Origin of the sequence: Rhodanobacter humi (assembly GCF_041107455.1) — a bacterium.
Taxonomy (GTDB): Bacteria; Pseudomonadota; Gammaproteobacteria; order Xanthomonadales; family Rhodanobacteraceae; genus Rhodanobacter_A.
Map to the genome: position 1 here is coordinate 1,098,089 of NZ_JBGBPY010000001.1, position 23,697 is coordinate 1,121,785.

Genomic DNA, 23,697 nt, shown 5'->3' on the forward strand with positions numbered 1-23,697 from the left:
GCCGTGCGGGCTCACTTCAGCAGCGAGCGCAGCATCCACGCGGTCTTCTCGTGCGCCTTCAACCGGCCGGTCAGCATGTCGGCGGTGCCCTCGTCGCCGGCCTTGTCGGCCAGCTTGATCGCGCTGCGCGCGGTGTGCGCCACGATCTCGTGGCCTTCCACCAGCTGGCCCACCATCACCTTCCATTCCGGCACGCCGGCCTCCTCCTTGATCGAGCCGAGCTTGGCGAACTGGCTGTAGGAACCGGGCGCGAACATGTCCAGCGTGCGGATGCGCTCGGCCACCTCGTCGGCGGCCAGCCACAGCTCGTTGTATTGGGTCTCGAACATCGCGTGCAGGCTGTTGAACTGCGGGCCGGTGACGTTCCAGTGAAAGCTGTGCGTCTTGAGGTACAGCGAATAGGTGTCGGCCAGCAGCTTGGACAACTGCCTGGCGATGGCTTCGCGATCCTTCCTGGCGATACCGATGTTCGTGGCCATGGTGTGCTCCTCGTGGCGTGAGTGGATGGGCTTACGGTAGCGATACGTCGCGTGCCGGTGAAATGAATCCTTGCGATGCTGTCGATAGCGGCAGGCTATCGAGCCGCCACCGGCCTGCCGCTATCATGTGCGGTCCCATGAACGACCCGAACCGCCAGCGCCCCGCGCCCGCCGCCGACCGCCCCCTGCGCGAACTGCGCCGGGCGCTGGACGGCGTGTGCAGCCACGACTTCGGTCGCCTGCTGGGGCGCTGGCGCGGGCTGTCGAAACGGCCGGACGCGGACAAGCTGGCGATGCTCGCCGCGGATATCGAAATCTCCGCCGCGAAACGCCGCACCCGCGCCGCGGCCAAGCCCGCGATCCGATTGGACGAATCGCTGCCGATCACCGCGCGTGCGGACGAGATCGTCAAGCTGATCCGCGAGCACCAGGTAGTGGTGATCGCCGGCGAGACCGGTTCGGGCAAGACCACGCAGTTGCCCAAGCTGTGCCTCGCCGCCGGTCGTGGCGAGGCGGGACTGATCGGCTGCACCCAGCCGCGCCGGCTCGCCGCGCGTTCGGTGGCGCGCCGCGTGGCGGAGGAACTGGGCACGCCACTCGGCGACCAGGTGGGCTTCCAAGTGCGCTTCACCGACCAGGTGAGCGAACGCACGCTGGTGAAGTTCATGACCGACGGCATCCTGCTCGCCGAGACGCAGGGCGATCCGTGGCTGTCAGCCTACGACACGCTGATCATCGACGAGGCGCACGAGCGCAGCCTCAACATCGACTTCCTGCTCGGGTATCTCAAGCGGCTCGCCGCGAAGCGGCCCGAGCTGAAGATCATCGTCACCTCGGCCACCATCGACACCGCGCGCTTCGCCGAGCACTTCGGCGGCGCACCGGTGGTGTCGGTTGAGGGGCGCGCGTATCCGGTGGAATTGCGCTGGCGGCCGGCAGGGCAAAACCGGGGTCAGAGTGGCCTTTCGCAGGCGAAAGGCCACTCTGACCCCGGTTTTGCTTTCCAGCAAGGCAGCGCCGAACACATCGCCGCCGTGCTGGACGAGATCATCGCCGACCGCAGCCTGGGCGGCGGCCCCGGCGACGTGCTGGTGTTCCTGCCCGGCGAACGCGAGATCCGCGACGCGCACCTGCTGCTGTCGCGCCGCCAGTACCGCGAAACCGAGATCCTGCCGCTGTACGCGCGGCTGTCCGCCACCGACCAGGACCGCGTGTTCAAGCCCGGCCCGAAGCGTCGCGTGGTGCTGGCGACGAACGTGGCCGAGACCTCGCTCACCGTGCCGCGCATCCGCTACGTGGTCGACACCGGCAGCGCGCGGGTGAAGCGCTACAGCCAGCGCAGCCAGCTGGAACGCCTGCACGTGGAGCCCATCTCGCAGGCCGCCGCCGACCAGCGCAAGGGCCGCTGCGGCCGCATCGGCCCGGGCATCTGCTATCGCCTCTACGACGAGGCGGATTTCGCCGTGCGCAACGCCTTCACCGACCCCGAACTGCTGCGCTCCTCGCTGGCCAACGTGATCCTGCGCATGCTGGCGCTGAAGCTGGGCGACGTGGACGACTTCCCCTTCCTCGACGCGCCCGATCCGCGCGTGGTCGCCGACGGCTACCGCCGCCTCGCCGAGATCGGCGCCATCGACGCGGCGCGCGCGCTCACCGCCACCGGCCGCACGCTGGCGAAGCTGCCGATCGACGTGCAGCTCGCGCGCATGCTGGTGGAGGCGGAAAAACTCGGCGCGCTGCGCGAGCTGCTGACGGTGGTCTCCTTCCTCAGCATCCAGGATCCGCGCGAACGCCCCGCCGACGCGCGCCAGCAGGCCGATCAGGCGCATGCGGCGTTTGCCGATCCCAAGTCGGATTTCGTCGGCGTACTGAACCTGTGGCGCGACTACCACAAGGCACACGAGGAACTGACGCAATCGAAACTGCGCGACTGGTGCTCGCGGCATTTCCTCAGCTTCATGCGCATGCGCGAATGGCGCGAGCTGCATCGGCAGTTGCTGCTGGTGGTGCAGGAGTTGGGGTGGAAGCTGGATGCTCAAGCTCCCTCTCCCTCGCCTGCTCTTGGCCCCCTCTCCCCCAAGCAGAGCTTGGGGGAGAGGGCTGGGGTGAGGGGGGCAAGCTCGCGGAGAACTGACAAGAACAAAGACGCTTCGCACGGACGCTCACGCAAGCCCCAACCCCTCACCCCAACCCTCTCCCAGGAGGGGAGAGGGAGTGAGGATGAGGCGGCGCGCCAATTCGAAAACATTCACCGCTCCCTCCTCGCCGGCCTGCCCACCCAAGTCGGCCGCAAGGACGAGCGCGGCATCTACCAGGGCACGCGCGAGCGCAAGTTCCAAGTCTTCCCCGGCTCGGCGCTGGCGAAGGTGCCGCCGAACTGGATCTTCGCCGCGCAGATCCTCGATGTGGGCGGCAAGGTGTGGGCGATGATGTGCGCACGCATCGAGCCCGTATGGGTCGAGCAGCAGGCTGCGCATCTGCTGAAATCCTCCTGCCGCGACGCGCACTGGTCGAAGAAGCGCGGCTGCGTGGTGGCCTACGAGCAGGTGAGTCTGTTTGGCCTGAACCTGGTCGAGCGCCGGGCGGTGACATTCGAGAAACAGGATCCCACGCTGGCCCACGAGATCTTCCTGCGCGAGGCACTGGCGCGCGGCGACATCGAGGCGCGCGCCGACTTCGTGCGCGCGAACCAGCGCGTGCTCGAAGACGCCCAGGGCATCGAAGCGAAACAGCGCCGCGAGGGCCTGATCCGCCACGAGGACGAGCTGGTCGACTTCTTCCGCGACAAGCTGCCGGAAGACATTTCATCCAGCCGTGCATTGGATGCGTGGTATCGCCACGCGCGTCCCGCCGAGCAGGCCGCGCTGCGCTGGTCGCTGGATGACGTGATGGTCGGCGGCGCGGGGCTCGATCCGAAAGCGTTTCCCGCGACGCTGGAGATCGCACCGAAGGGTGGGGCAGCGCAACGTTACCGCCTCGAATACCGCTTCGTGCCCGGCGACGAGGCCGACGGCGTCACCCTGCACCTGCCGCTGGCGATGTTGAACGCCCTGCCCGCCGCACGCTGCGAATGGCTGGTGCCGGGCCTGCTGGCCGACAAGGCCGCCGAACTGATCCGCGGCCTGCCCAAGGCGCTGCGCCGCAACTTCGTGCCCGCGCCGGACTTCGCGCGCGCCTTCGCCGAAGCCGAGGCGCCGCGCGACGAGCCGCTGGCCACGGCGCTGGCTGCGTTCCTGAAGCGCGCCACCGGCGTGGCCATCGACGCCGGCGAATTCGCTGCGGTGGAACTCGCGCCGCACTTCCTGATGCGCTACCGCGTGCACGACGACAGCGGCCGCACGCTCGCCGCCAGCCGCGACCTCGCCGCGCTGCGCGCCGAATGGGAAGGCCGCGCGCGCGAAGCGTTCTCGAAGAAGACCGACGTGGAGCTCACCCGCGAGGACGTCACCGCGTGGGACTTCGAGGAGATCCCCCGCGAGGTGCGCTCCAAGGGCAACCTGCTCGCCTTCCCCGCGCTGGTCGACCTTGGCGACGCCGTGGCGCTGCGCGTGTTCGAGCGTCGCGACGAGGCCGCTGCCGCCCACCTCGACGGCGTGCTGCGCCTGCTGCGCAACGCGCTGGCCAGCGAGCTGAAACAGGCGCGCCGCCGCCTGCCGATCAGCAACCCGCTGGCACTGAAATACGCCTCGCTGGGCGGCGTGGACGGCCTGCGCGAAGACCTGGTTGAAGGCGGCCTCGCCGATCTCGTGGCGCGGCTCGACCTCGACGTGTGCAGCGCGGGCGCGTTCGCCGCACTGCACACGCAGGCTGCGCGCGAGTTGTTCGCCGGCGCCATCGAACGGCTGAAACTCGCCGAACCGATCATCGAGGCGCAGGCCGAACTGCGGCCCTGGCTGCAACCGCCGCTGCTGGGTTTCGCCCGCGCCAGCTACGACGACTTGCGCGAGCAGCTCGACGCCCTGCTCGCGCCCGGCTTCCTGCGCGAACTGCCGCCGGATCGCCTCGCCCACTACCCGCGCTACCTCAAGGCGATGCGCCTGCGCGGCGAACGCCTGCGCCAGGACCCCGCGAAGGACCAGCAGCGCATGCTGCAGGTGCTGCCGTATTGGCGCGAGTACCTGAAGCACCGCGCCGCCGGCGACGAAGGCCTCGGCGAACTGCGCTGGCTGATCGAGGAATGGCGCGTGTCGCTGTTCGCGCAGGAACTGAAGACCGCCGAGCCGGTATCGGCCAAGCGCCTCGCGAAGGCGCTGGAAGCGATCGCCTCAGCGTGACTTGCGCTTGCGTCGCTGCCACAGCGCCGACATCAGCACGAGCACGGTGGACAGCACACCGAACACGGCGCCCAACACCGGATGCTGCTGCGTGAAGTCGAGCAGCGACGGCGCGCCCGCGTCGCTCCACGCCATCAGCAGCCACGCACCCACCAGGGTGACGCCGGCGGCCAGCAATACCGCCAACAGGGAACGCAACCAGCGCATGGACAAGTCCTGCCGAAACCGAAAGGTGGATCGGCATGATTCTGTGGCCGGTGGCCGGCAAAGCCAAGCGCCGGCAATCCACCTAAAATGGATGCACCCGATACGGTCCCGGCCATGACCACGCACCCGCAATCTGCTCGCCTGCAAGCCTGGCGCGACCGCGCCGGCACGCTGCCGCCCGCGCTGGCCGCGGCGCTGGAAGCCTGCCTGGCGCGGCCGGTGGACCAGGCTGAATGCGCCGACGTGCTCGACCTGCTGGCGATGCTGGGTTGCGACGCGCCCACCCAGGCGGCGGCGTTGTGGTTCGCGCTGTCGCGCGTCGATCCCGCGCTGTGGCAGGCCGAGGCCCCGCGGTTGCCGGCAGACGTGCGCCGGCTGGTGGAAGGCCAGCAGGCCGCCGAGCAGGTATGGGCGCTGCACGCGCAACACGCCAGGGACGGCGGCTCCGAAGGCCTGCGCCGGCTGCTGCTGGCGATCATCCGCGACCTGCGCGTGGTGTTCGTGCTGCTGGCGCGCCAGCTCGCGCGCATGCGCGCGGCGGCGGCGCTGCCCGAGGCCGAGCGGCTGGAACTGGCGCGGCTCACCCGCGACATCCACGCGCCGCTCGCGAACCGCCTCGGCATCTGGCAGCTGAAGTGGGAGCTGGAGGATCTCGCCTTCCGCCACCTGGAGCCGGATACCTACCGGCGCATCGCGAAGCTGCTGGACGAGCGCCGCGCCGACCGCGAGGCCTTCATCCGCGAATCACTGGCCATGCTGGGCGACGCGCTCGTGGCCGCCGGCATCCGCGCCGAGCTGGCCGGGCGGCCCAAGCACATCTATTCCATCTGGAAGAAGATGCAGAAAAAGGGCGTTGAGTTCGCCGAGCTGTACGACATCCGCGCGGTGCGCGTGCTGGTCGATTCGGTGGCCGACTGCTACGCCGCGCTGGGCGTGGTGCACACGTTGTGGCCGCACCTGCCGCGCGAATTCGACGACTACCTCGCGCGTCCCAAGGGCAACGGCTACCGCTCGCTGCACACCGCGGTGATCGGCCCGCGCGACCGCACGCTGGAAGTGCAGATCCGCACCCACGAGATGCACCGCGCGAACGAGCTCGGCGTGGCCGCGCACTGGCGCTACAAGGAAGGCGGCGGTGCCGATGCCGAGTTCGAGGCGAAGATCGCCTGGATGCGCAAGCTGCTGGACACGCGCAGCGAGGACGAGGGCGCGCTGGCCGCCGACCTCAAGACCGCGCTGATGGAGGATCGCGTCTACCTGCTCACGCCGAAGGGCGAGGTGGTGGACCTGCCGCACGGCGGCACCGTGCTGGACTTCGCCTACCACGTGCACACCGAGGTGGGCCACCGTTGCCGCGGCGCCAAGGTCAACGGCCGCATCGTGCCGCTCACCTTCCAGCCGCAGAGCGGCGACCGCGTGGAGATCCTCACCGCAAAGCAGGCCGAGCCCAGCCGCGACTGGCTGTCGCCGCACCACGGCTACCTCAACAGCTCGCGGGCGCGCGACAAGGTGCGCGCGTGGTTCCGCCGGCTGGCGCACGACGCCAATCTCGCGGTGGGCCGCGTGATGTTCGAGCGCGAACTGAAGCGCCTCGCCCTGGCCGAGGTGGGTCTGACGAAACTGCCCGCGCACTTCCACCTGAAGAACCAGGACGAGCTGCTGGTGGCGCTGGCGCTCAACGAGATCAGCACCGGCCAGATCGCCCGCGCGCTGCAGGACATCGCCCAGCCGGAGGACGCCGAGCCGGCACTGCCGCTGGCGCCCGTGCGCCCGGCGCCGGCGCGCGATCCCGGCGCGCTCAGCATCGAGGGCATCGGCAACCTGCTCACCACGCTGGCGCGCTGCTGCCAGCCGCTGCCCGGCGACCCGGTGCGCGGCTACGTCACCAAGGGCCGCGGCGTGTCGGTGCACCGCGCCGACTGCGCCAGCCTCGCGCGGCTGGCGCGGCGCGATCCGGACCGGGTGATCGAGGTGAACTGGGGCAAGGCCAGCGCCCAGGCCTACGAGGTGGACATCGAGCTGCGCGGCTACGACCGCAAGGGCTTGCAGAAGGACGTCACCGGCACGATCAGCAACGCGAACATCCCGATCATCGCCTCCTCCAGCCGCGCCGACGCCAGGAGCGGCGAGGTGGGGATGCGCTTCGCGCTGCGCGTGCGCGACTTCGAGCAGCTCTCCACCCTGCTGGGCCGTCTGCTGGCGCTGCCGAACGTGCTGGAGGCGCGGCGCATCGGTGGCTCGCGCACGCCAGCCTGAACGCGTGTTCCCGCGCGATGCGGCACCGCGGCAACACGATGCTAAAGTTCCCCACGATGAGCCGCGACGCTCAGCCAGAAAGTTCCGTTCGCGCTGAGCGTAGCTTGCGACAGCAAGCAAAGTCGAAGCGCCCAACTGCAACCCTTCGACTTCGGCCCTGCGGGCCTACGCTCAGAGCCTGCCCCGGACTTGATCCGGGGGTGAACGGTGGAGGTACCGGCTGATCCATGTTGCCAATCAGGAAGTTTCCTTGCAATCACCCTTGATCGCATGAGTCACACGGACGGCCATCCATGGCCGCACTCGGGTTTCACTGCGATCATCCTTGATCGCATGAGTCACACGGGCGGCCATCCATGGCCGCACTCTTCAATATGGTTCATTTGAACTTCCCAACCCCATGAGCAGACGCCGCGACCAGCACGAATCCGACCACCGCGGACGCACCGAGCCCACGCTGGGCGATCTGGGCGGGCTCGACGAACCGCCGCGCAGCGCCGCACCGCCCGACGACCTGCCCTCGGTGGACGCCGAGCCGCGCGGCTGGCGCCGTGCCTCGAAGCTGCCGCGCCGCTCCCGTCGTCGCGGCTGGCTGGTGCCCGTGCTGGTGCTGGCGCTGATCGGCGTGGTGGGTGGCGCGTGGATCGAGCAGAACCGCCTGCGCAACCTGCTGCCGCGCACCGAACTCAACGACGTGCTCAGCCGCGCGCAGCAGGCGCTGGCCGCTGGCCATCTGGACGGCGACGACGGCAACAGCGCGCGCGAACTGTTCCAGGCCGCGGTGGCGCTGGAGCCGGACAACGACGCCGCGCGCAACGGCCTGCACCAGGTCGGCATGGCCGAAGTCTCGCAGGCCGACGCCGCGCTGCAAGCCGGCCAGCTCGACGTGGCCGCGCAGAAAGCCGCGGTGGCGCGCGAACTGCTGGGCGGCGGCAGCGACGTCGACCGGCTCGACAAGATGATCGCCGCGAAACGCGGCTCGCAGGTGCAGGTCTCGACCCTGGTGGATCAGGCGCAGCAGGCGTTTGCCGCCGGCCAGTACGGCGGCGAGCACGGCGCTGGCGCGCTGTACCGGCAGGTGCTCGCGGCCGATCCCGGCAACGCGGTGGCGCGCCACGGCCTGGACCAGGTCGGCGACGCGCTGGCCGCGCAGGCGCAGAAGGCGCTGGACGCGAACGACGGCACCACCGCCGACGCCGACATCGAACAACTCGCCGCGCTGCAGCCCAACAACGCCGCCCTGCCCGGCCTGCGCGCCGCCCGCGCACAGGTACGCCAGCAGGACAGCGCCGCGCTCGACGCCGCCCTGCAGCAGGGTGACGACGCGCTGCGCGCCGGCCGCATCGACGGCCCCGGCGACGACACCGCGCTGGCGCACTACAAGGCCGCGCTCGCGCTCGCCCCCGACAACCCGCAGGCCGAAGCCGGCTTGGGCAAGGTGGCGCAGGCGCTGACCGTGCAGGCCAACGCGGCGATGGACGCCGGTGACGCCGCGCAGGCCGGCACCCTGCTCGACCATGCCGCGGCGCTGGCGCCGAAATCCGCCGACCTCGCCGCCGCCCGCGCACGCCTGCAAGGCATGGCGCAAGCCAAGTCCAGCCCCCAAACCGGCATCAAGCCCGGCGCCGCGCCGAAAGCCACCGCCCCCGCCGACGAAGATTCCGCCGCCGACGCCGGCCTGCTGCATCCCGCGCTGACGCCGCAGCAGAGCGAGCAGATCGCCAGCCTGCTGCAGCAGGCGCAGGCCGCCACGCAACGCGGCGACATCATGCTGCCGCCCGGCAAGAGTGCCTACGACCTCTACCGCAACGCACTGGCGATCGACGGCAACAGCGCCGTCGCGCAACACGGCCTGCAAGCCCTGCCGGGCGTAGTGCTGCAACTGTTCAACCGCGCACTGGCCGCCGGCGACCTCGCGCGCGCCGGCCAGATGCTGGACAACCTCGCCGACCTCGCCCCTGGCGACGCCTCGCAGAACATCCTGCGCCAGCGCCTCGCCGGCGCCTGGCTGGACCAGGCCGACCGCCAGCTCGCCAGCGGCAACCGCGCCGGCGCCATGCAAGCGCTGGAACAGGCGCGCAAGCTCGCGCCGAACCACCCCCGCGTGCTCGACCTCACCGCCCGCCTGCAGTCGGGGACCTGATGACGGTCCTGGTATTCGGCGGCAGCAGCCAGATCGGCCATTTCCTCCTGCCGCGCCTGCTCGCCCACGGCGCCACGGTGACGGCGCTGAGCCGCCATGCCCGCACCTCGCAAACCGGTCTGCGCTGGCTGCAAGGCAGCCTGCCCGACGCCCTGCCCCGCGAACTGCCCCGCCCCGCGGCCATCATCAGCTTCGGCCCGCTAGGCCCGTTCGCGCAGTGGCTGGCCCGCACCGACTTCGGCAGCGAACCACCGCGCGTGATCGCCACCAGCTCGATGAGCGCGGAAACCAAGCGCGACTCCGCCATGCCCGCCGAACGCGCGCTCGCCCAGCAGCTGCGCGACGGCGAACAGGCGCTCGCCGCCGCCTGCGCCCGCCACGGCGCGCCGTGGACCGTGCTGCGCCCCACCCTGATCTACGGCGCCGGCCTCGACAAGAGCCTCAGCCCCATCGCCCGCCGCGCCTGGCGCACCCGCGTCTTCCCGCTCCCCGCCGGCCGCGGCCTGCGCCAACCCGTGCACGCCGACGACATCGCCCTCGCCGTACTCGCCGCCCTAGCCTGCCCCGCCAGCGCCGGCCGCATCCTCCCCATCGGCGGCGGCGAACGCCTCACCGCCCACGAGATGTTCGCTCGCGTCCGGAACACCCTGCCCCACGCCAATCTCCTGCTGCCGCTGCCTTCGTGGCTGCTGCACGCGGGCCAACGCTTCGCGCCCGCGAAGCTGCGCGGGCCGCTCGCGAGGCTTGATGCGGATTTGATCGCCGACAACGGCGAGCTGGAGCGGTTGCTCGGCGTGACGCCGCGGGCGTTTCGGCCGGAGGCGGAGATGTGGTTTCCGGTGAAGAGATAACGCGACGCTGATCTTCCCAGACGGATTTCGCAGCGTGGGAAAACTTAGGAATGTCGCGACCACACCGTGATCAAGATCACGACAAGCAACGCGAGCACCCACCATGCATTCGTCGATTGCGCCTTGAGCCGCTGTGCGAGATCAGCTGCAAGACTCGCGAACCCGCTCTCAATTCGTTCCAAGCTTGCCTGCTCTGACGTCGACAGTGACGCGCACTCTTCTGCCGGAGGCTTCATGCCAAGCAGCTCCTTGCAACGTTGGTGGTAAAGATCCCAAAGTGCGCTGTTTTCCAGCATCGAGGTGTTCTCGAAAACTTCTCGCGTTTTTTGGCTTTGGATGAGTTGCGCGTTACATAGAGCAGCGAGCGTGAATGCGGCCGCATCCTTGTCGTGTGCCTGTCTCATCTGTTCGATGGTAAGTACCGCGTGGCCGTAATACGCGCAGCGTCGGGTAAGTTCAGGACTGTCGATTGCGCCTGCGTAAACTAGTTTTTTGGTTGTCCGGTCGTACCAGCGCCCAAATAACGCGGCGGCAAGACAACAAAATTCCTCGGCATAGTTAAGAGTCGTGTAACCGGCGTGATATTCCTTGAACTGATCGTCTAGTGCGACCGCCTGCCACCGTTTGACTGCCGGGATGGGATCTTCGTCTGGAGAGTGCGTTCGTCGCGGGTCGACCACCACTAGAAGCTGGCAAAGCGCCCCGATGGAAGCTTGGCTGACCGGCAGTGTCTGCACCAGTTTCCAGATCCCATTCTGCAGGTCCCAAGCAGCAAGGTCGGGGCCATCCGGACTGCTTTCATCCTCATTAATGCACGGATTGTAGGCGGCGACTCCGATCATCCACGACTGGCGTTCGTGGGTCGCCCGGTCGAAGGGTGCGCCCCGATTGAACAAGCGTGCCAGTGTCGCCTTTGCGCCCGGATTACGTAACAGTACGTCCAACTCATCCAATCTGTCTTGGCCATCCGTCGAAATGAGGCGTGCCAACTCATAGTCGTCGACGGGGCAATGGCTGGCAGCCCAGCTCGAACGCGCCAAGCCTTGATTGCCAAGCACCGCAAGCCGGATCGCACGACTGTAATCTGGATCGCTGGCCTTCAAAAAGGAACGTGCATAAAGCTCTGACGTGACTTTTCGATTTACTCCGAACTGGGCGAGGCCCAAGTCGATCAGAGGCTCAGCCTGACCGTACAGCGCCTGTTCCAAGTCATCGTTCCCGAATAACCAGCCACGAGAGTTAATGTAAGTGCCATATTCCCTTAGCTCGTCGTAAACCCTGTGTGGCGGCATTCGTAACAGTCTGGCACGCACTATGGCACACGGCGTCTTCTCGTCCCACATTGCCTTCCCCCGCTAATTAAGGATGCAGCAGGGAGGATACAGCGGGATGAGGGTACATGTTCGTAAAGGGGACGAAGGCAATTAGAATCTTCGTGTTTCCGCAGCCGCGCAGCGGCTGCGTCCGAGTGCGCGCCGGGAGCGCGCTGTTTTACCCGGGGCCCCTATGGCGCGGCGGGTGGGTGGAGGAAAGTCCGCAGGATGGCCGGCAGGGATGCCGGCCAGTTTTTCGCCGGTACAGGGACGTGCCGTCGAAAAACCCCGGAACCCGCCCGCGCACCCCAGGGCAGGATGCCCGGAGGGCGCGCCATCGGGGTGTCGTTTCCTCTTGGTTACTTCTACTTTGGACAAGCAAAGGAGAAGTAACTCGGGCGCCGACAGGCGCACGAAACGCTTTGAATCTCGCGAATCGTGCAAGAAGAGCCCCTCTCCCCTAACCCCTCTCCCGCAAGCGGGAGAGGGAAGAATCTGGTGCGCTCGTGAATGCATCGCGAGCCACGAACACGTCGCGGATTCATCCGCCACCCATCCCCCTTCGGTAAGCTGTCCTCAGCTTCGCCCCCACCCGAGGATGGATCCCCTCCGCATGCGCCGCCCCCACCGACGCCTGGCCTTGCTTGCCGTGCTGCCGTTGCTGCTGTTCGCAACGCTGGCGCAGGCGGGCGTGCAACTGGTGGTGCGCGGGGTGGACGAGCCGCTGCAGCAGGCGGTGACGGCGTCGGTGGGGCTGTCGCAGTACGCGCATCGCGAGGTCAGCGAGGCGCAGATCCGGCGCCTGGTCGCGCAGGCGCCGGTGCAGGCGAAGGCGGCGCTGGAGCCTTACGGCTATTACGCGGCGGATGTCACCGCGCAGCTGCAAGCGGCGGGCAAGGACTGGAAGGTGACGCTGGACGTGCGCGCCGGCGAGCCGGTGAAGGTCGCCACGGTGGACGTGCAGCTCGACGCCACTGCGCTCGCGTTGCCGGCTATCCGCCGCGCGCGCAACGCGATCGTGCGCATGCGCGGCAAGCAGCTGGACGATGCCAGCTACGATGCCGCGCGCGATGCTCTGTCCGCCGCGCTCACTGCGAGCGGTTTCCTCGACGCGAAGCTGGTGACGCATCGCGTGGAGGTGAACGCGGCGCAGCACAGCGCGGCGATCCGGCTGGCCTGGCAGGTGGGGCAGCGCTATCGCTACGGCGCGGTGCATTTCGAGGGCTCGCAGTTCAACGAGGGCTTCCTCGACCGCTACGTGCCGTTCAAGCCCGGCGACTGGTTCGACCAGGGCCAGCTGCTGCAATTGCAGCAGGCACTGAACGGCGCGGACTACTTCGCCGTGGTCAACGTGCTGCCGCAGTTCGACGAGAAGGCCGACGGCCGGGTCGACATCAACGTCGAGCTGGCGCCGGCGAAGCGCACGATCTACACCGGCGGCCCGTTCATCGGCACCGACACCGGTTTCGGCGCACGCGCCGGCATGGAGCGGCGCTGGGTGAACCGGCGTGGCCACAAGTGGAAGAACGAGCTGGTGGTGGCGCAGCGGCTGAAGACGCTGTCCACGCTGTATTCGATCCCGATGCCCGGCGACGACCAGCGCAGCTTCAACGTCGGCGCGAATTTCCGCGATGCGAACACCAGCACCTCGCAGTCGCGCACGCTGGAGCTGGTGGGCAACGAGACGCGGCTGTGGCACGGCTGGACGCGCACCGTGGGCCTGCACGCGCTGTCCGGCACCTTCACGGTGGGCAAGCGCGGCGACGAGCCGGACTCGACGCCCGGCATCGAGCGTGGCAGCAGCACGCTGGTGTTCGCGGAAGGCTCGCTGTCGCGCAAGCAGGCGGACAACTACGACTTCGTGCATGACGGCTGGTCGCTGAACTTCGCGGCGCGCAGCACGGCGGGCGGCCTGCTCTCCTCGGCCAGCTTCAGCCAGCTCACCGCCGACGCGAAGTGGATCCACGCGTTCGGCGCGAAGCGGCGCAACCGGCTGATCCTGCGCGGCAGCGCCGGCAAGACCTGGACCGACGACTTCGCCGCGCTGCCGCCGCAGCTGCGCTTCTTCGCCGGCGGCGACCGCTCGGTGCGCGGCTACGGCTACCAGTCCATCGGCCCCGAGAACAGCTACGGCCGCGTGCTCGGCGGCGTGAACCTGCTGGTCGCCAGCGCCGAGGTGGAGCACTACTTCACCCGCAACTGGGGCATCGCCACCTTCATCGACGCCGGCAACGCGTTCGACGCCATCGACTACCGCCCGAAGCTCGGCACCGGCGTCGGCGTGCGCTGGCGCTCGCCGGTGGGCATGATCCGGGTGGATCTGGGCACGCCGATCCACGACTCGCAGCGGCACGGCGTCGTGCTGCATCTGGTGATAGGACCCGACCTATGACCCCGTGGAGGACCCCGCCAGCATGAAGTGGCTGAAGCGCCTCGCCATCGCCATCGCGATCCTGCTGCTGATCGTGGCCGCCACCGTGTGGTGGTTGCTGGCCACCGGCGCAGGGCTGCGTTTCGCGCTGGCGCGGGCGCAATCGGCCACGCACGGCGCGCTGCAGTGGAAGCAGGCGCAAGGTTCGCTGATCGGGCCGCTGCAACTGACCGGCCTGCGCTACGACGACGGCCAGGGCACCGTGATCGCTGCGGCACAGGCGCGACTCGACCTGCGCTTCTGGCCGCTGCTGGCGGGCCGCGTGCACGTGCGCGATCTCGACGTGGAAGGCGTCACCATCGCGCTGCCGAAGAGCGCGGCCAGCAGCGAGACAAGCTCCGGCGGTTTTTCGCTCAAGCCGCCGATCGACCTGCTGCTCGACCGCGTGCACGTGGGCGCGGTGCAGGTGAGCCAGGGCGGCCAGCCCGTGTTCGCCTCCGACAGCCTCGACCTCGCCGGGCAATGGACGCAGGCGGGTATCGCCATCGACACGCTGAAACTGCGCGCGCCGGACGGTCATGCGGATCTCCAAGGCCGGCTCGTGTTCGCGCGCCGCGAGCGCGGCGACGGCAAGGCCGACTTCGCGTGGAAGCTGGGCGACGCCACGTATGCGGGCCAGCTTGTCGCCAGCGGCAACGGCAAGCAGGCGCAACTGGATTTGAGCCTGCAGCAGCCGATGACCGCGCGCCTGCATCTCGAGCTGAGCCAGAACCGCAGCTACGACTGGAAGGCCACGCTGAGCGCACCGCGCTTCGATCCGAAACCATGGCTGGGCGACGGCACACTGAAATCGCTGGCGCTGGCCGTGCAAGGCCACGGCGACCGCCACGGCGGCGAACTCGACGGCACGCTGGATCTCAACCAATACCGCGTGCTGCTGCAACCGCTGCGCGCGCGCCTCAGCGACGACGGCAAGACGCTGACACTGCAGCAACTCGCCGTGAGCTCGCCGCAGATCCCGGGCCGGCTCGACGCCAACGGCACGCTGCAGCTGGACGCGAAACCGCTGGGCGGCCAGCTGGCGATCCAATGGAGCGGCCTGCAATTGCCTGCTGACCTGGTCGGCCAACCACTGGCCAGCGCCGGCAAGCTCGATGCCCAGGGCAATGCCGAGCGTTTCCACGCCACGGGCGATGTCACGCTCGGCCCGCCCGGCAAGCCCGCGCACCTCACGTTGAACCTCGATGGCACGCCGCAGGCGATCGCCCTGCACTCGCTGACCCTGCAGCAGCCGCAGGGTCAGTTGCAGGCGCAGGGCACGCTGCAGCTGCAGCCCGCACTGGGCTGGCAGCTCGACGCCAAGGCCAAACGTTTCGATCCCGGCCAGCTGTTCGCGGGCTGGAGCGGCGCACTGGATTTCGCGCTGGCGAGCACAGGCAAGCTGACGCCGGCCGGCCCCGACGCCACGCTGGACCTCACGCAGCTCGCCGGCCGCCTGCGCGAACGCAACGTCGGCGGCGAGGCGAAGCTGCACCTGTCGCCCGACAAGGTGATCGACGGCCGGCTGCGGCTGGTCTCCGGCGGCAGCACGGTGCAACTCGATGCCAAGCCGGGCCGCAGCAACGACGCCGAGCTCAAGCTCGCAATCGCTTCGCTGGGCGACTGGCTGCCGGATGCCGGCGGACGTCTGGACGGCCAATTCGCCATACGCGGGCTGCTGCCGAAACTGTCCGTCAACGGCCATCTGCGCGGCAGCACGCTGAGCTGGCAGCAGCAGCGCGTGGACACGCTGCAGCTGATCGCGGGCCTGCCCGACCTCAGCCGACTCGCGGGCAAGCTGGAACTCACAACCGGCGGCGCGCACCTGGGCGGCCTCGCGTTCCAGCGCATCCACCTGCTGGCCGAAGGCAGCGAAGGCGACCACCGGCTGGAACTGGACACGCGCGGCAGCCAGCTCTCCGGCACGCTGGCGTTGCACGGCGCGCTGAAGAACGACGCGTGGAGCGGCACGCTCACCGCGCTGAACCTCGAACCGCAAGGCCTGCCGGGTTGGCGCCTGCAGCATCCCAGCCAGCTGGCGTGGCGCGACGGCGCCTTCAGCCTCGGCGAACTGTGCCTAACGGCGGGCGATCCGTTGCTGTGCGCGAGCGCGAAGCAGGACAAGGCCGGCAACCTCGACGCCAGTTACCGCTTGCGCGCACTGCCGCTGGCGCTGCTGCTGAATGCTGCCGGCGAAGCCGACCTGCCGCTGCGTGTGGACGGCAACCTGCAAGGCGATGGCCAACTGCGGCGCAGCGCCGCGGGCGTGCTCAGCGGCCATGCCAGCCTCGGCCCCGCGCGCGGCAGCATCACGTACACCGAGCATGCCGACGCGCCGCTGCTGAGCTACGACGGCTTCGCGCTGGATGCCCAGCTCGGCGCGGGCAGCCAGCGCTTCAGCCTGCGCGCCGGCCTCGACCACGGCGGACGGCTGGACGGCCAGTTGAGCCTCAGCGGCAAGCAGCAGGCGCTGGCCGGCCAGCTCGACCTGCGCCTCAACAGCCTCGCCTTCCTCGAACTGTTCGGCAACACGCTGGCGAACGTGCACGGCCAGGCCAGCGGCAGCTTCCGCCTTGGCGGCACGCTGGCGCAGCCGTCAGTGACGGGTGGGGCAACACTGAGCGACTTCGCCACCGAAGTGCCGGCCGCCGGACTCAAGCTCAGCCAGGGCCGGCTGACTGTGAATGCGCTCGACATGCGCAGTCTGCGCGTCGACGGCAGCGTGCAGTCCGGCGCGGGCACGCTCGCGGTGAACGGCGTCGCCGGCCTGGGCGGTGACGTGCTCACCGACCTCGCGATCACCGGCAAGCAGTTCACCGCCGCCGACATTCCCGCCGCCAAGGTGGTGATCACGCCCGACCTGCGCCTGCAACGCGATGCGCAAGGCCTGGCCCTCGGCGGCTCGGTGCTGCTGGACAGCGCCGACGTGAACCTCGACAAGCTGCCCGGCGGCGGGGCCAGCAAGGCCTCGCCTGACGTGGTGGTGGTCGACCGCCCGCAGCCCGAACCCGGCAGCACGCTGCCGTTCACCGCCACGGTGAAGGTGGACCTGGGCCGCAAGACGCACCTGGTCGGCATGGGCCTGGACGGCCACCTCGCCGGCACGCTGACAGTGAACGAGCGCCCCGGCCGCGCCGCCACCGGCCAGGGCCAGGTCGCCGTGAGCGGCACCTACAAGGCCTACGGCCAGAACCTCGCGATCCAGCGCGGCAAGCTGCTGTTCGCCAGCACGCCGATCGACAACCCCGGCCTGGACATCCGCGCGATCCGCAAGCTCTACCCCAACGCCACCATCGACGAAGGCCAGGAAGTGGGCCTGCAGATTTCCGGCACCGCGCAGCGGCCGGTGCTCACGGTGTTCTCGAACCCGCTGATGGAGCAGTCCGACGCACTGTCCTACCTGGTCACCGGCAAGCCGCTGTCGCAGGTGAAGGGCGGCGAGGGCGACATGCTGGGCGCCGCCGCGCAGGCACTGGGCTCGGCGGCCGGCAACCTGCTGGCCAAGAGCATCGGCTCGAAGATCGGCGTGGACGACATCGGCGTCTCCAGCAACGCGGCGCTGGGCGGCAACTCCGCGTTCACCGTGGGCAAGTACCTCTCGCCGCGGCTCTACCTCAGCTACGGCGTGGGCTTGTTCGAACCCGGCGAGGTGGTCACCCTGCGCTACCGGCTCAGCCACCGCTGGAACTTCGAGGCGCAGAGCGCCACCGAATTCAGCCGCGCCAGCTTCAACTACCGGCTCGAAAAGTAAAAACCTGCGCCGCCATCCTGCAACGCCGCATGCCCGCCGCGCCGCGCGGTGGCATGCTGGCGCGTCGGCCACGGCCGCGCCACTTCCCTGACACTGACGAGGTGATCCCATGCAACGCACCCGATGGATCCTGGCCGCGGCGATCGCCGCCGTGCTCTGCGGCTCCCCTGCCTTGGCGGCGACGCCCGCCACGCACGGCCCCGACATCGGCATCGACCTCGCCGGCATCGACCACGCGGTGAAGCCGGGCGACAACTTCTTCGATTACGCGAACGGCAAGTGGCTGGCGACCGCGCAGATCCCCGCCGACCGTTCCAGCACCGGCACCTTCCTGAAGATCTTCGAGCTCACCGAGAAGCACACCGCCGAGCTGATCCAGCACGCCGGCGCCAGCCATCCCGCCGCGGGCAGCAACACGCGCAAGATCGCCGACTACTACGCCGCGTTCATGGACGAAGCCGCAATTACCAAGCACGGCCTCGCGCCGCTGAAGCCCGAGCTGGCCGCGGTAGCCGCGATCGCCTCGAAGGGCGACCTCGCCCGCGTGCTGGGCAGCCGCCTGCGCGCCGACGTGGACCCGGTCAACGCCACCAACTTCCACACCGAAAACCTGTTCGGCCTGTTCGTGACCCAGGGCCTGGAAGATCCCTCGCACACCATCGCCTACCTGCTGCAGGGCGGCCTGGCCATGCCCAGCCGCGACTACTACCTCTCCACCGATCCGCACATGGCGGCGTTCCGCACGCAGTACCACGCCTACGTGGTGGCGCTGCTGAAGCAGGCCGGCATCGCCGACGCCGCGGCGAAGGCGGACGCCGTGATCGCGCTGGAGACCAAGATCGCCAAGGCGCAGGAAAGCCTGATCGACAGCCAGGACGTGCACAAGGCGAACAACCTGTGGACGATGGCCGACTTCGCGCAGAAGGCGCCGGGCCTCGACTGGGCCGCCTACTTCAAGGCCGCCGGGCTGGACGGCCAGAAGGCGATCGACGCGTGGCAACCCGCCGCCACCACCGGCCTCGCCGCGCTGGTCGCCAGCGAACCGCTGGATGCCTGGAAGGACCTGCTCGTCTTCCACACCCTGGACAACGCCGCGCCGCTGCTGCCCAAGGCCTACGCCGACCTGCACTTCGGCTTCTACGGCCACGCCCTGCAGGGCACGCCGCAGCAGCAGCCGCGCTGGAAGCGTGCCGTGGGCGCCACCAACGTCGACCTCGGCGACGCGGTGGGCCAGCTCTACGTGCAGAAGTACTTCCCCGCCTCGTCCAAGGCCGAAGTGCAGCAGCTGGTGAAGAACCTGATCGCCGCCTTCGACGAGCGCCTCGACACGCTGAGCTGGATGACACCGGCCACCCGCGCCAAGGCCAAGGAAAAGCTGGTCACGCTGAAGGTCGGCGTGGGCTATCCCGAAAAGTGGCGCGATTACTCCAAGCTGAAGATCGGCGCCGACGATCCGCTCGGCAACCACCTGCGCGCGGTGAAGCACGAGTACGAATATCAGCTCGCCAAGCTCGGCCAGCCGGTGGACCGCGGCGAGTGGTGGATGACCCCGCAACTGGTGAACGCGGTGAACCTGCCGCTGCAAAACGCGCTGAACTTCCCCGCCGCGATCCTGCAGCCGCCGTTCTTCGACCCGAAGGCCGACGCCGCCGCGAACTACGGCGCGATCGGCGCCATCATCGGCCACGAGATCAGCCACAGCTTCGACAACACCGGCGCCGACTTCGACGCGCAGGGCAAGATGGAGAACTGGTGGACGCCGGCCGACGAGGCCCACTTCAAGTCCGCCACCGCCCAGCTGGCCAAGCAGTTCGACCAGTACGAAGCCCTGCCCGGCCTGCACGTCAACGGCGAGCAGACCCTGGGCGAGGACATCGCCGACGTCTCCGGCCTCACCATCGCGTATCTGGCCTACCACAAGTCGCTGGACGGCAAGCCCGCGCCGGTGATCGACGGACTGACCGGCGACCAGCGCTTCTTCCTCGCCTTCGGCCAGGCCTGGCGCTCGAAGATGCGCGACGCCGCGCTGCGCCAGCGCCTCGCCACCGACGTGCACGCACCCGCGCAATTCCGCGCGCTCACCGTGCGCAACCTCGACGCGTGGTATCCGGCGTTCAACGTGCAGCCGGGGCAAAAGCTGTACCTGGCGCCGGACCAGCGGGTGAAGATCTGGTAGGAACTGCCGGTCATCGTGCCGGGAAGCAGGCGTTTGCTTCGCACGAGGCGCGCCCCTTGCGTACATGCAAGGGGCGCAGCGGACGCCGGCTCCGGCATGTCGATCCCGTCCTCTCCCGTTCGTCGCATCGGCACAGCCCACCGGAGAGGAGCAGCCCATGCAGTTCATGATGTTCGTGGTGTCGGACCCCGCGGCCGAGCCCTACGTCCCCGAGCAGGACAACATCGCGGAATGGGTGGCCGACACCACGGTCGGCGGCACGCGAATCACTGGTGACCGGCTGCGGCCGCCGTCACACGCGAAGACCGTGCGCGTGCGCGCCGGCACGACACTGGTCAGCGACGGCCCGTTCGCCGAGACGAAGGAATGGATCGCCGGCTTCGACCTGCTGGACTGCGCCAGCGTCGAAGAGGCGATCGCGATCGCCGCGCGCCACCCGATGGCGCGTTTCGGCAGCATCGAGCTGCGGCCGTACTGGCCCCTGGACGTGGAAGAGGAACCGCGCCGACGCAAGGAGCGCGAAACCGGCGCCTGAGTTTGGGCGAGGGTGGCGGCTACGCCTGCGCCGCCGTCACCACGATCTCCACCTTCCACGCCGGGTTGGCGAGGCGCGCCTCCACGGTGGCGCGTGCTGGCGCGTGGCCCGGCGTCGCCCAGGCATCCCACGCTCGGTTCATGCCCGCGAAGTCGGCGATGTCGGCCAGGAAGATCTGCGCGCGCAGGATGCGCGTCTTGTCGCTGCCGGCCTGCGCCAGCAGCGCGTCGATCGCCGCCAGCACCTCGCCGGTCTGGGTCTCGATGTCGGCGCCCGCGGTTTCGGGCACCTGCCCCGCCAGATAGACCATGCCGCCATGGATGCAGGCCTCGGACATGCGCGGGCCGGGTTCGATGCGTTGGATCACGACAATACCTCCTCGAAAATGTCGCGCCGCGCCTCGTCGCGCAACGCGGGTCGGCCACTCGGCGGGGCCGTCATGCCACCCCCAGCCCCTCGATGCCCGCGATGGCCGCGCCATCGAAGCCGGCCAGCTCGGCGAAATGCCGGCCGCGCTCCGCGTAATCCTTGAACTGGTCGAAGCTGGGCGCGCCGGGCGAGAGCAGCACCACGCCGCCTTGCGGCGTCACGATGCGGGCCATCTCCACGGCCTCGTCGAAACTCTCGGCTTCGCCCAGCGGCAGCTCGGTCTTCGCCTGCCGCAACGCCTGCGCGATGCGCGGGCCGTTGGCGCCTTGCGCGACGATGCGCAGGCCGCTGCGATCCTTCACGGCCGCCACGAATACCGACCAGTCCAGTCCGCGGTCGTGGCCGCCCACGATCACCGTGACCTCGCGCCCGGCGAGGCTGTCCAGCGCGGCCAGCGTGGCCTGCGGCGTGGTGCTGATGGAATCGTTGATCCATTCGATGCCGTCGTGCGCGCCCAGCGGCTGCAGGCGGTGCGGCAGCGGGCGGAACGTGGCCAAGGCTGGGGCGGCGGCGAGCGCGTCCATGCCGAGATCGGCCAGCGCGGCGAGCGCGGCGCAGGCGTTGAGCGCGTTGTGCTCGCCCGGCGCCGCCATGCGTGCCAGCGGAAACACCGCCTGCGTGCCGCGCCGGATGTGGCCATCGGCCACGTGCCAGCCCGCGTCGTGGCCGAAGCGCAGCAGGCGCGGATGCCGCTGCACGCGCTCCAGCAAGGCCGCTTGCGTGGCGTTGACCAGCAAGGTGCGCGCCGCATCGGCGAGTTTCAGCTTGTCGGCCACGTAGCGCTCGCGCGAACCGTGCCAGTCCAGGTGTTCCTCGTACAGGCTGGTGACCACGCCCAGCTCCAGCGGACCGGCTTCGCCGGTCTGGAAGCTGGACAGCTCGATCGCCCACAGGTCGGCCGCCTGGCCTTGCAGCTCCAGCATGGGCAGGCCGATGTTGCCGGCCAGCGCGGTGCGCACGCCAAGCGCGCGCGCGAGATGCGCCACGAGGGCGGTGGTGGTGCTCTTGCCCTTCGTGCCGGTGACCGCGACCACGCGCGCATCCGGATGCTCCGCGAACCACAGCGCGGTGCCGGAAGTGAACACGGTGCCCTGCGCCTGCGCGGTAGTGACCGCCGGCTTGTAGATCGAGATGCCCGGCGACTTCACCACCACGTCGTAGGCGGACAGCGCCACCGCGTCGGGCTCGTGCGCGTAGACGGTGAGCGCGGCATCGAGTTCGCGCGCGGCGCCGGCTTCGGCCTCGCCGCAGTAGAGCGCGAGCGGCTGTTGCGGCAGCTGCGCGCGGATCGCGCGGATCGCGGCGCGGCCTTCGCGGCCGAAACCCCAGACCGCGACGCGCTTGCCCGCCAGCTCAGCGATGCGCATGACGTGCGCCCCGTAGGAGCGGCTTCAGCCGCGACCAGCGCACGTTGGCCGGGACGGCAATGGCGGAGGAATCGCGGCTGAAGCCGCTCCTACGGACATGGCCATGGCGTGGGTCACCGGCCGTCATGCGCCGATGGCCTTGAGCGCCGCCTGCAGACGCGCCGGTACGCGATGCTCGGCGGAGGGTTCCAGCCAAGGCTCCAGCGCCAACTGCGCGGCATCGAGTTGCGGCAGGATCTCGCTGCGGAAGCGTTCGACCAGCGCGTCTTCCTGCCACTCCGGCCGCTGGCTCAGCGCGCGCATCGCCGCGCGCGCCTCGGCGCCCTCGCCCACGCATTCGAACGGCTTGTGGTCCTGGTATTCGAGCAGCGCATCGAAACCGGCGGCCTGCGTCTCGTCGTCCAGCAGGTTGCGGCCGAAGATCCCCAGCAGCCGCGGCTTGGGCAGGAACGGCGCCAGCGCGAGGAACACGAAGTGGCATTTCGGGCACTGCCCGCACCAGCGGTCGGCCGGCTTGGGGCCGAGCAGCTTGAAGTTGCGGTTGCAGCTGGAGAACACGTCGAAGTACGGCGTGAGCTTCGCGAACGCACGGGTGATCGCCAGTTCCGAGTACGGCCGCAGCAGCGAGCAGTAGTCGAGGTCGGCGGCCACGTGCGTGTGCAGCCAGTTGCCCAGCAACTGCTCGAAGGCGTAGCCCTTGCTCCACTGGTGGTTCACCTGCTGGCCTTCGTATTCCAGCGTGGCGGCGGAGGCGGAGCGCTCGTTGGCGAAGGCGATGGAGTCGTGGCCGTACAGGATCGCCGCCACGGCGAGGATCGCCGAGTTCACCGCGGTGACCGGGATGTGGCCATTCCACGCGCCGCGCTGGTTCAGCTCGAACAGCGCCGGCGCCAGCTCGCGCTGGATGTTCAGCGTGGGCAGGCCGGTGCGCTCGGCGCAGGCGGCGATCAGCGCCGAGTTGCCGACCCACACCGCGGTGCCGTCGCCCCCGATGGACTTGATCGCCTCCACCGCGACGAGGGAATCCTTGCCGCCGCCGATGGGGACGAGGGTGCGCTTGGGGAGGCCGAGCGATGGAGCTTGTGGCGGGGTTGCCCCCTCACCCCGACCCTCTCCCCCCAGGGGAGAGGGAGTGTGGCGAGGGAAGGCGATGCGCCCACGCAGATCCAGCCCATTGCGGTAGGCGAACTCGGCCAAACCGTGCAGATACAACGCGTCGAGCAGATCGGCGGTGGCGGCGTCGAGCGAACCATCGGCGACCTCGATCTTCGGCGGCACGCCGGCCTTGTAGTAGCTCACGCCGGCGATCAGGTGCAGCAGCTTCAGCGCGGCGTCGAACGCGGCCTGCCGCTCGCGCGGCAGCGCCGGCGCGTGCGGAAAGCGGATGCGCTCCACCATGGCCTCGCCATCGTCGAAGGCATAGGCCAGCTCGGCCACGCCGTCGGCATAGCGCGCGTGGAGGAAGCGGAACACCTGGGTCAGGCGGGGGTTGTGGATCGTCGTCAC

Annotated in this window: 14 protein-coding genes; 8 read left to right on the forward strand and 6 right to left on the reverse strand. The window is 69.4% G+C overall.

What is annotated here, in order from left to right; translation table 11 throughout:
- Window positions 1–11: 11 nt before the first annotated feature.
- The gene (locus AB7878_RS05075) at window positions 12–479 is read right to left on the reverse strand and encodes a Dps family protein (RefSeq protein ID WP_369493313.1); all 468 of its coding nucleotides are present in this window, start codon (window positions 477–479) and stop codon (window positions 12–14) included.
- A 125-nt stretch (window positions 480–604) separates the two neighbouring features.
- On the opposite strand from AB7878_RS05075, the gene hrpA reads away from it, so the two are divergent.
- Window positions 605–4,753, forward strand: a complete 4,149-nt coding sequence (hrpA, locus tag AB7878_RS05080) for an ATP-dependent RNA helicase HrpA (protein WP_439653767.1) — start codon at window positions 605–607, stop codon at window positions 4,751–4,753.
- Here hrpA and AB7878_RS05085 read toward each other — a convergent pair.
- Window positions 4,745–4,960, reverse strand: coding sequence for a hypothetical protein (locus tag AB7878_RS05085; protein WP_369493315.1), 216 nt, complete (start codon window positions 4,958–4,960; stop codon window positions 4,745–4,747). The two genes, hrpA and AB7878_RS05085, sit on opposite strands and share 9 nt — an antisense overlap.
- Before the next feature lie 114 nt (window positions 4,961–5,074).
- On the opposite strand from AB7878_RS05085, the gene AB7878_RS05090 reads away from it, so the two are divergent.
- The 3 genes from AB7878_RS05090 to AB7878_RS05100 all read left to right on the forward strand — a co-directional run bounded on the left by AB7878_RS05090 (window position 5,075) and on the right by AB7878_RS05100 (window position 10,210).
- Window positions 5,075–7,216, forward strand: coding sequence for a RelA/SpoT family protein (locus tag AB7878_RS05090; RefSeq protein WP_369493316.1), 2,142 nt, complete (start codon window positions 5,075–5,077; stop codon window positions 7,214–7,216).
- A 400-nt stretch (window positions 7,217–7,616) separates the two neighbouring features.
- Window positions 7,617–9,359, forward strand: coding sequence for a hypothetical protein (locus tag AB7878_RS05095; RefSeq protein WP_369493317.1), 1,743 nt, complete (start codon window positions 7,617–7,619; stop codon window positions 9,357–9,359).
- Window positions 9,359–10,210, forward strand: a complete 852-nt coding sequence (locus AB7878_RS05100; protein ID WP_369493318.1) for an SDR family oxidoreductase — start codon at window positions 9,359–9,361, stop codon at window positions 10,208–10,210. The genes AB7878_RS05095 and AB7878_RS05100 overlap by 1 nt, the downstream gene beginning before the upstream one ends.
- Before the next feature lie 44 nt (window positions 10,211–10,254).
- On the opposite strand, the gene AB7878_RS05105 is transcribed toward AB7878_RS05100, so the two are convergent.
- On the reverse strand, window positions 10,255–11,418 hold the full coding sequence (locus AB7878_RS05105) for a hypothetical protein (RefSeq protein WP_369493319.1): 1,164 nt from the start codon (window positions 11,416–11,418) through the stop codon (window positions 10,255–10,257).
- A 718-nt stretch (window positions 11,419–12,136) separates the two neighbouring features.
- On the opposite strand from AB7878_RS05105, the gene AB7878_RS05110 reads away from it, so the two are divergent.
- The 4 genes from AB7878_RS05110 (at window position 12,137) to AB7878_RS05125 (ending at window position 20,395) form a co-directional block, all read left to right on the forward strand.
- Entirely contained in the window at window positions 12,137–13,915 is a 1,779-nt protein-coding gene (locus AB7878_RS05110; protein WP_369493320.1) for an autotransporter assembly complex protein TamA, read from the forward strand.
- A gap of 22 nt (window positions 13,916–13,937) precedes the next feature.
- Window positions 13,938–17,684 carry a translocation/assembly module TamB domain-containing protein gene (locus tag AB7878_RS05115; RefSeq protein ID WP_369493321.1) on the forward strand — a complete coding sequence of 1,249 codons (3,747 nt, stop codon included), beginning with the start codon at window positions 13,938–13,940 and terminating at the stop codon, window positions 17,682–17,684.
- A 109-nt stretch (window positions 17,685–17,793) separates the two neighbouring features.
- Window positions 17,794–19,860 carry a M13 family metallopeptidase gene (locus AB7878_RS05120; RefSeq protein ID WP_369493322.1) on the forward strand — a complete coding sequence of 689 codons (2,067 nt, stop codon included), beginning with the start codon at window positions 17,794–17,796 and terminating at the stop codon, window positions 19,858–19,860.
- A 157-nt stretch (window positions 19,861–20,017) separates the two neighbouring features.
- A complete protein-coding gene (locus AB7878_RS05125) occupies window positions 20,018–20,395 on the forward strand; it encodes a YciI family protein (protein ID WP_369493323.1) in 378 nt (125 codons plus the stop codon).
- Window positions 20,396–20,414: 19 nt separating this feature from the next.
- Here AB7878_RS05125 and AB7878_RS05130 read toward each other — a convergent pair whose 3' ends face one another.
- The 3 genes from AB7878_RS05130 to murL form a co-directional block, all read right to left on the reverse strand.
- Window positions 20,415–20,762 (reverse strand): RidA family protein, encoded by a 348-nt coding sequence (locus AB7878_RS05130; protein WP_077485881.1) that lies wholly within the window; start codon window positions 20,760–20,762, stop codon window positions 20,415–20,417.
- Window positions 20,763–20,832: 70 nt separating this feature from the next.
- Window positions 20,833–22,191 (reverse strand): UDP-N-acetylmuramoyl-L-alanine--D-glutamate ligase, encoded by a 1,359-nt coding sequence (gene murD / locus AB7878_RS05135; protein WP_369493324.1) that lies wholly within the window; start codon window positions 22,189–22,191, stop codon window positions 20,833–20,835.
- Between the two features lie 123 nt (window positions 22,192–22,314).
- On the reverse strand, window positions 22,315–23,697 hold the full coding sequence (murL, locus tag AB7878_RS05140) for a UDP-N-acetyl-alpha-D-muramoyl-L-alanyl-L-glutamate epimerase (RefSeq protein ID WP_369493325.1): 1,383 nt from the start codon (window positions 23,695–23,697) through the stop codon (window positions 22,315–22,317).

What these genes read in the sequence shown, in the direction of transcription:
- AB7878_RS05085 (WP_369493315.1), bottom strand. Translation starts at nt 4,960, where the DNA reads ATGCGCTGGTTGCGTTCCCTGTTGGCGGTATTGCTGGCCGCCGGCGTC.
- hrpA (WP_439653767.1), top strand. Translation starts at nt 605, where the DNA reads ATGTGCGGTCCCATGAACGACCCGAACCGCCAGCGCCCCGCGCCCGCC.
- AB7878_RS05090 (WP_369493316.1), top strand. Translation starts at nt 5,075, where the DNA reads ATGACCACGCACCCGCAATCTGCTCGCCTGCAAGCCTGGCGCGACCGC.
- AB7878_RS05115 (WP_369493321.1), top strand. Translation starts at nt 13,938, where the DNA reads ATGAAGTGGCTGAAGCGCCTCGCCATCGCCATCGCGATCCTGCTGCTG.
- AB7878_RS05100 (WP_369493318.1), top strand. Translation starts at nt 9,359, where the DNA reads ATGACGGTCCTGGTATTCGGCGGCAGCAGCCAGATCGGCCATTTCCTC.
- AB7878_RS05125 (WP_369493323.1), top strand. Translation starts at nt 20,018, where the DNA reads ATGCAGTTCATGATGTTCGTGGTGTCGGACCCCGCGGCCGAGCCCTAC.
- AB7878_RS05110 (WP_369493320.1), top strand. Translation starts at nt 12,137, where the DNA reads ATGCGCCGCCCCCACCGACGCCTGGCCTTGCTTGCCGTGCTGCCGTTG.
- murD (WP_369493324.1), bottom strand. Translation starts at nt 22,191, where the DNA reads ATGCGCATCGCTGAGCTGGCGGGCAAGCGCGTCGCGGTCTGGGGTTTC.
- AB7878_RS05075 (WP_369493313.1), bottom strand. Translation starts at nt 479, where the DNA reads ATGGCCACGAACATCGGTATCGCCAGGAAGGATCGCGAAGCCATCGCC.
- AB7878_RS05120 (WP_369493322.1), top strand. Translation starts at nt 17,794, where the DNA reads ATGCAACGCACCCGATGGATCCTGGCCGCGGCGATCGCCGCCGTGCTC.
- AB7878_RS05095 (WP_369493317.1), top strand. Translation starts at nt 7,617, where the DNA reads ATGAGCAGACGCCGCGACCAGCACGAATCCGACCACCGCGGACGCACC.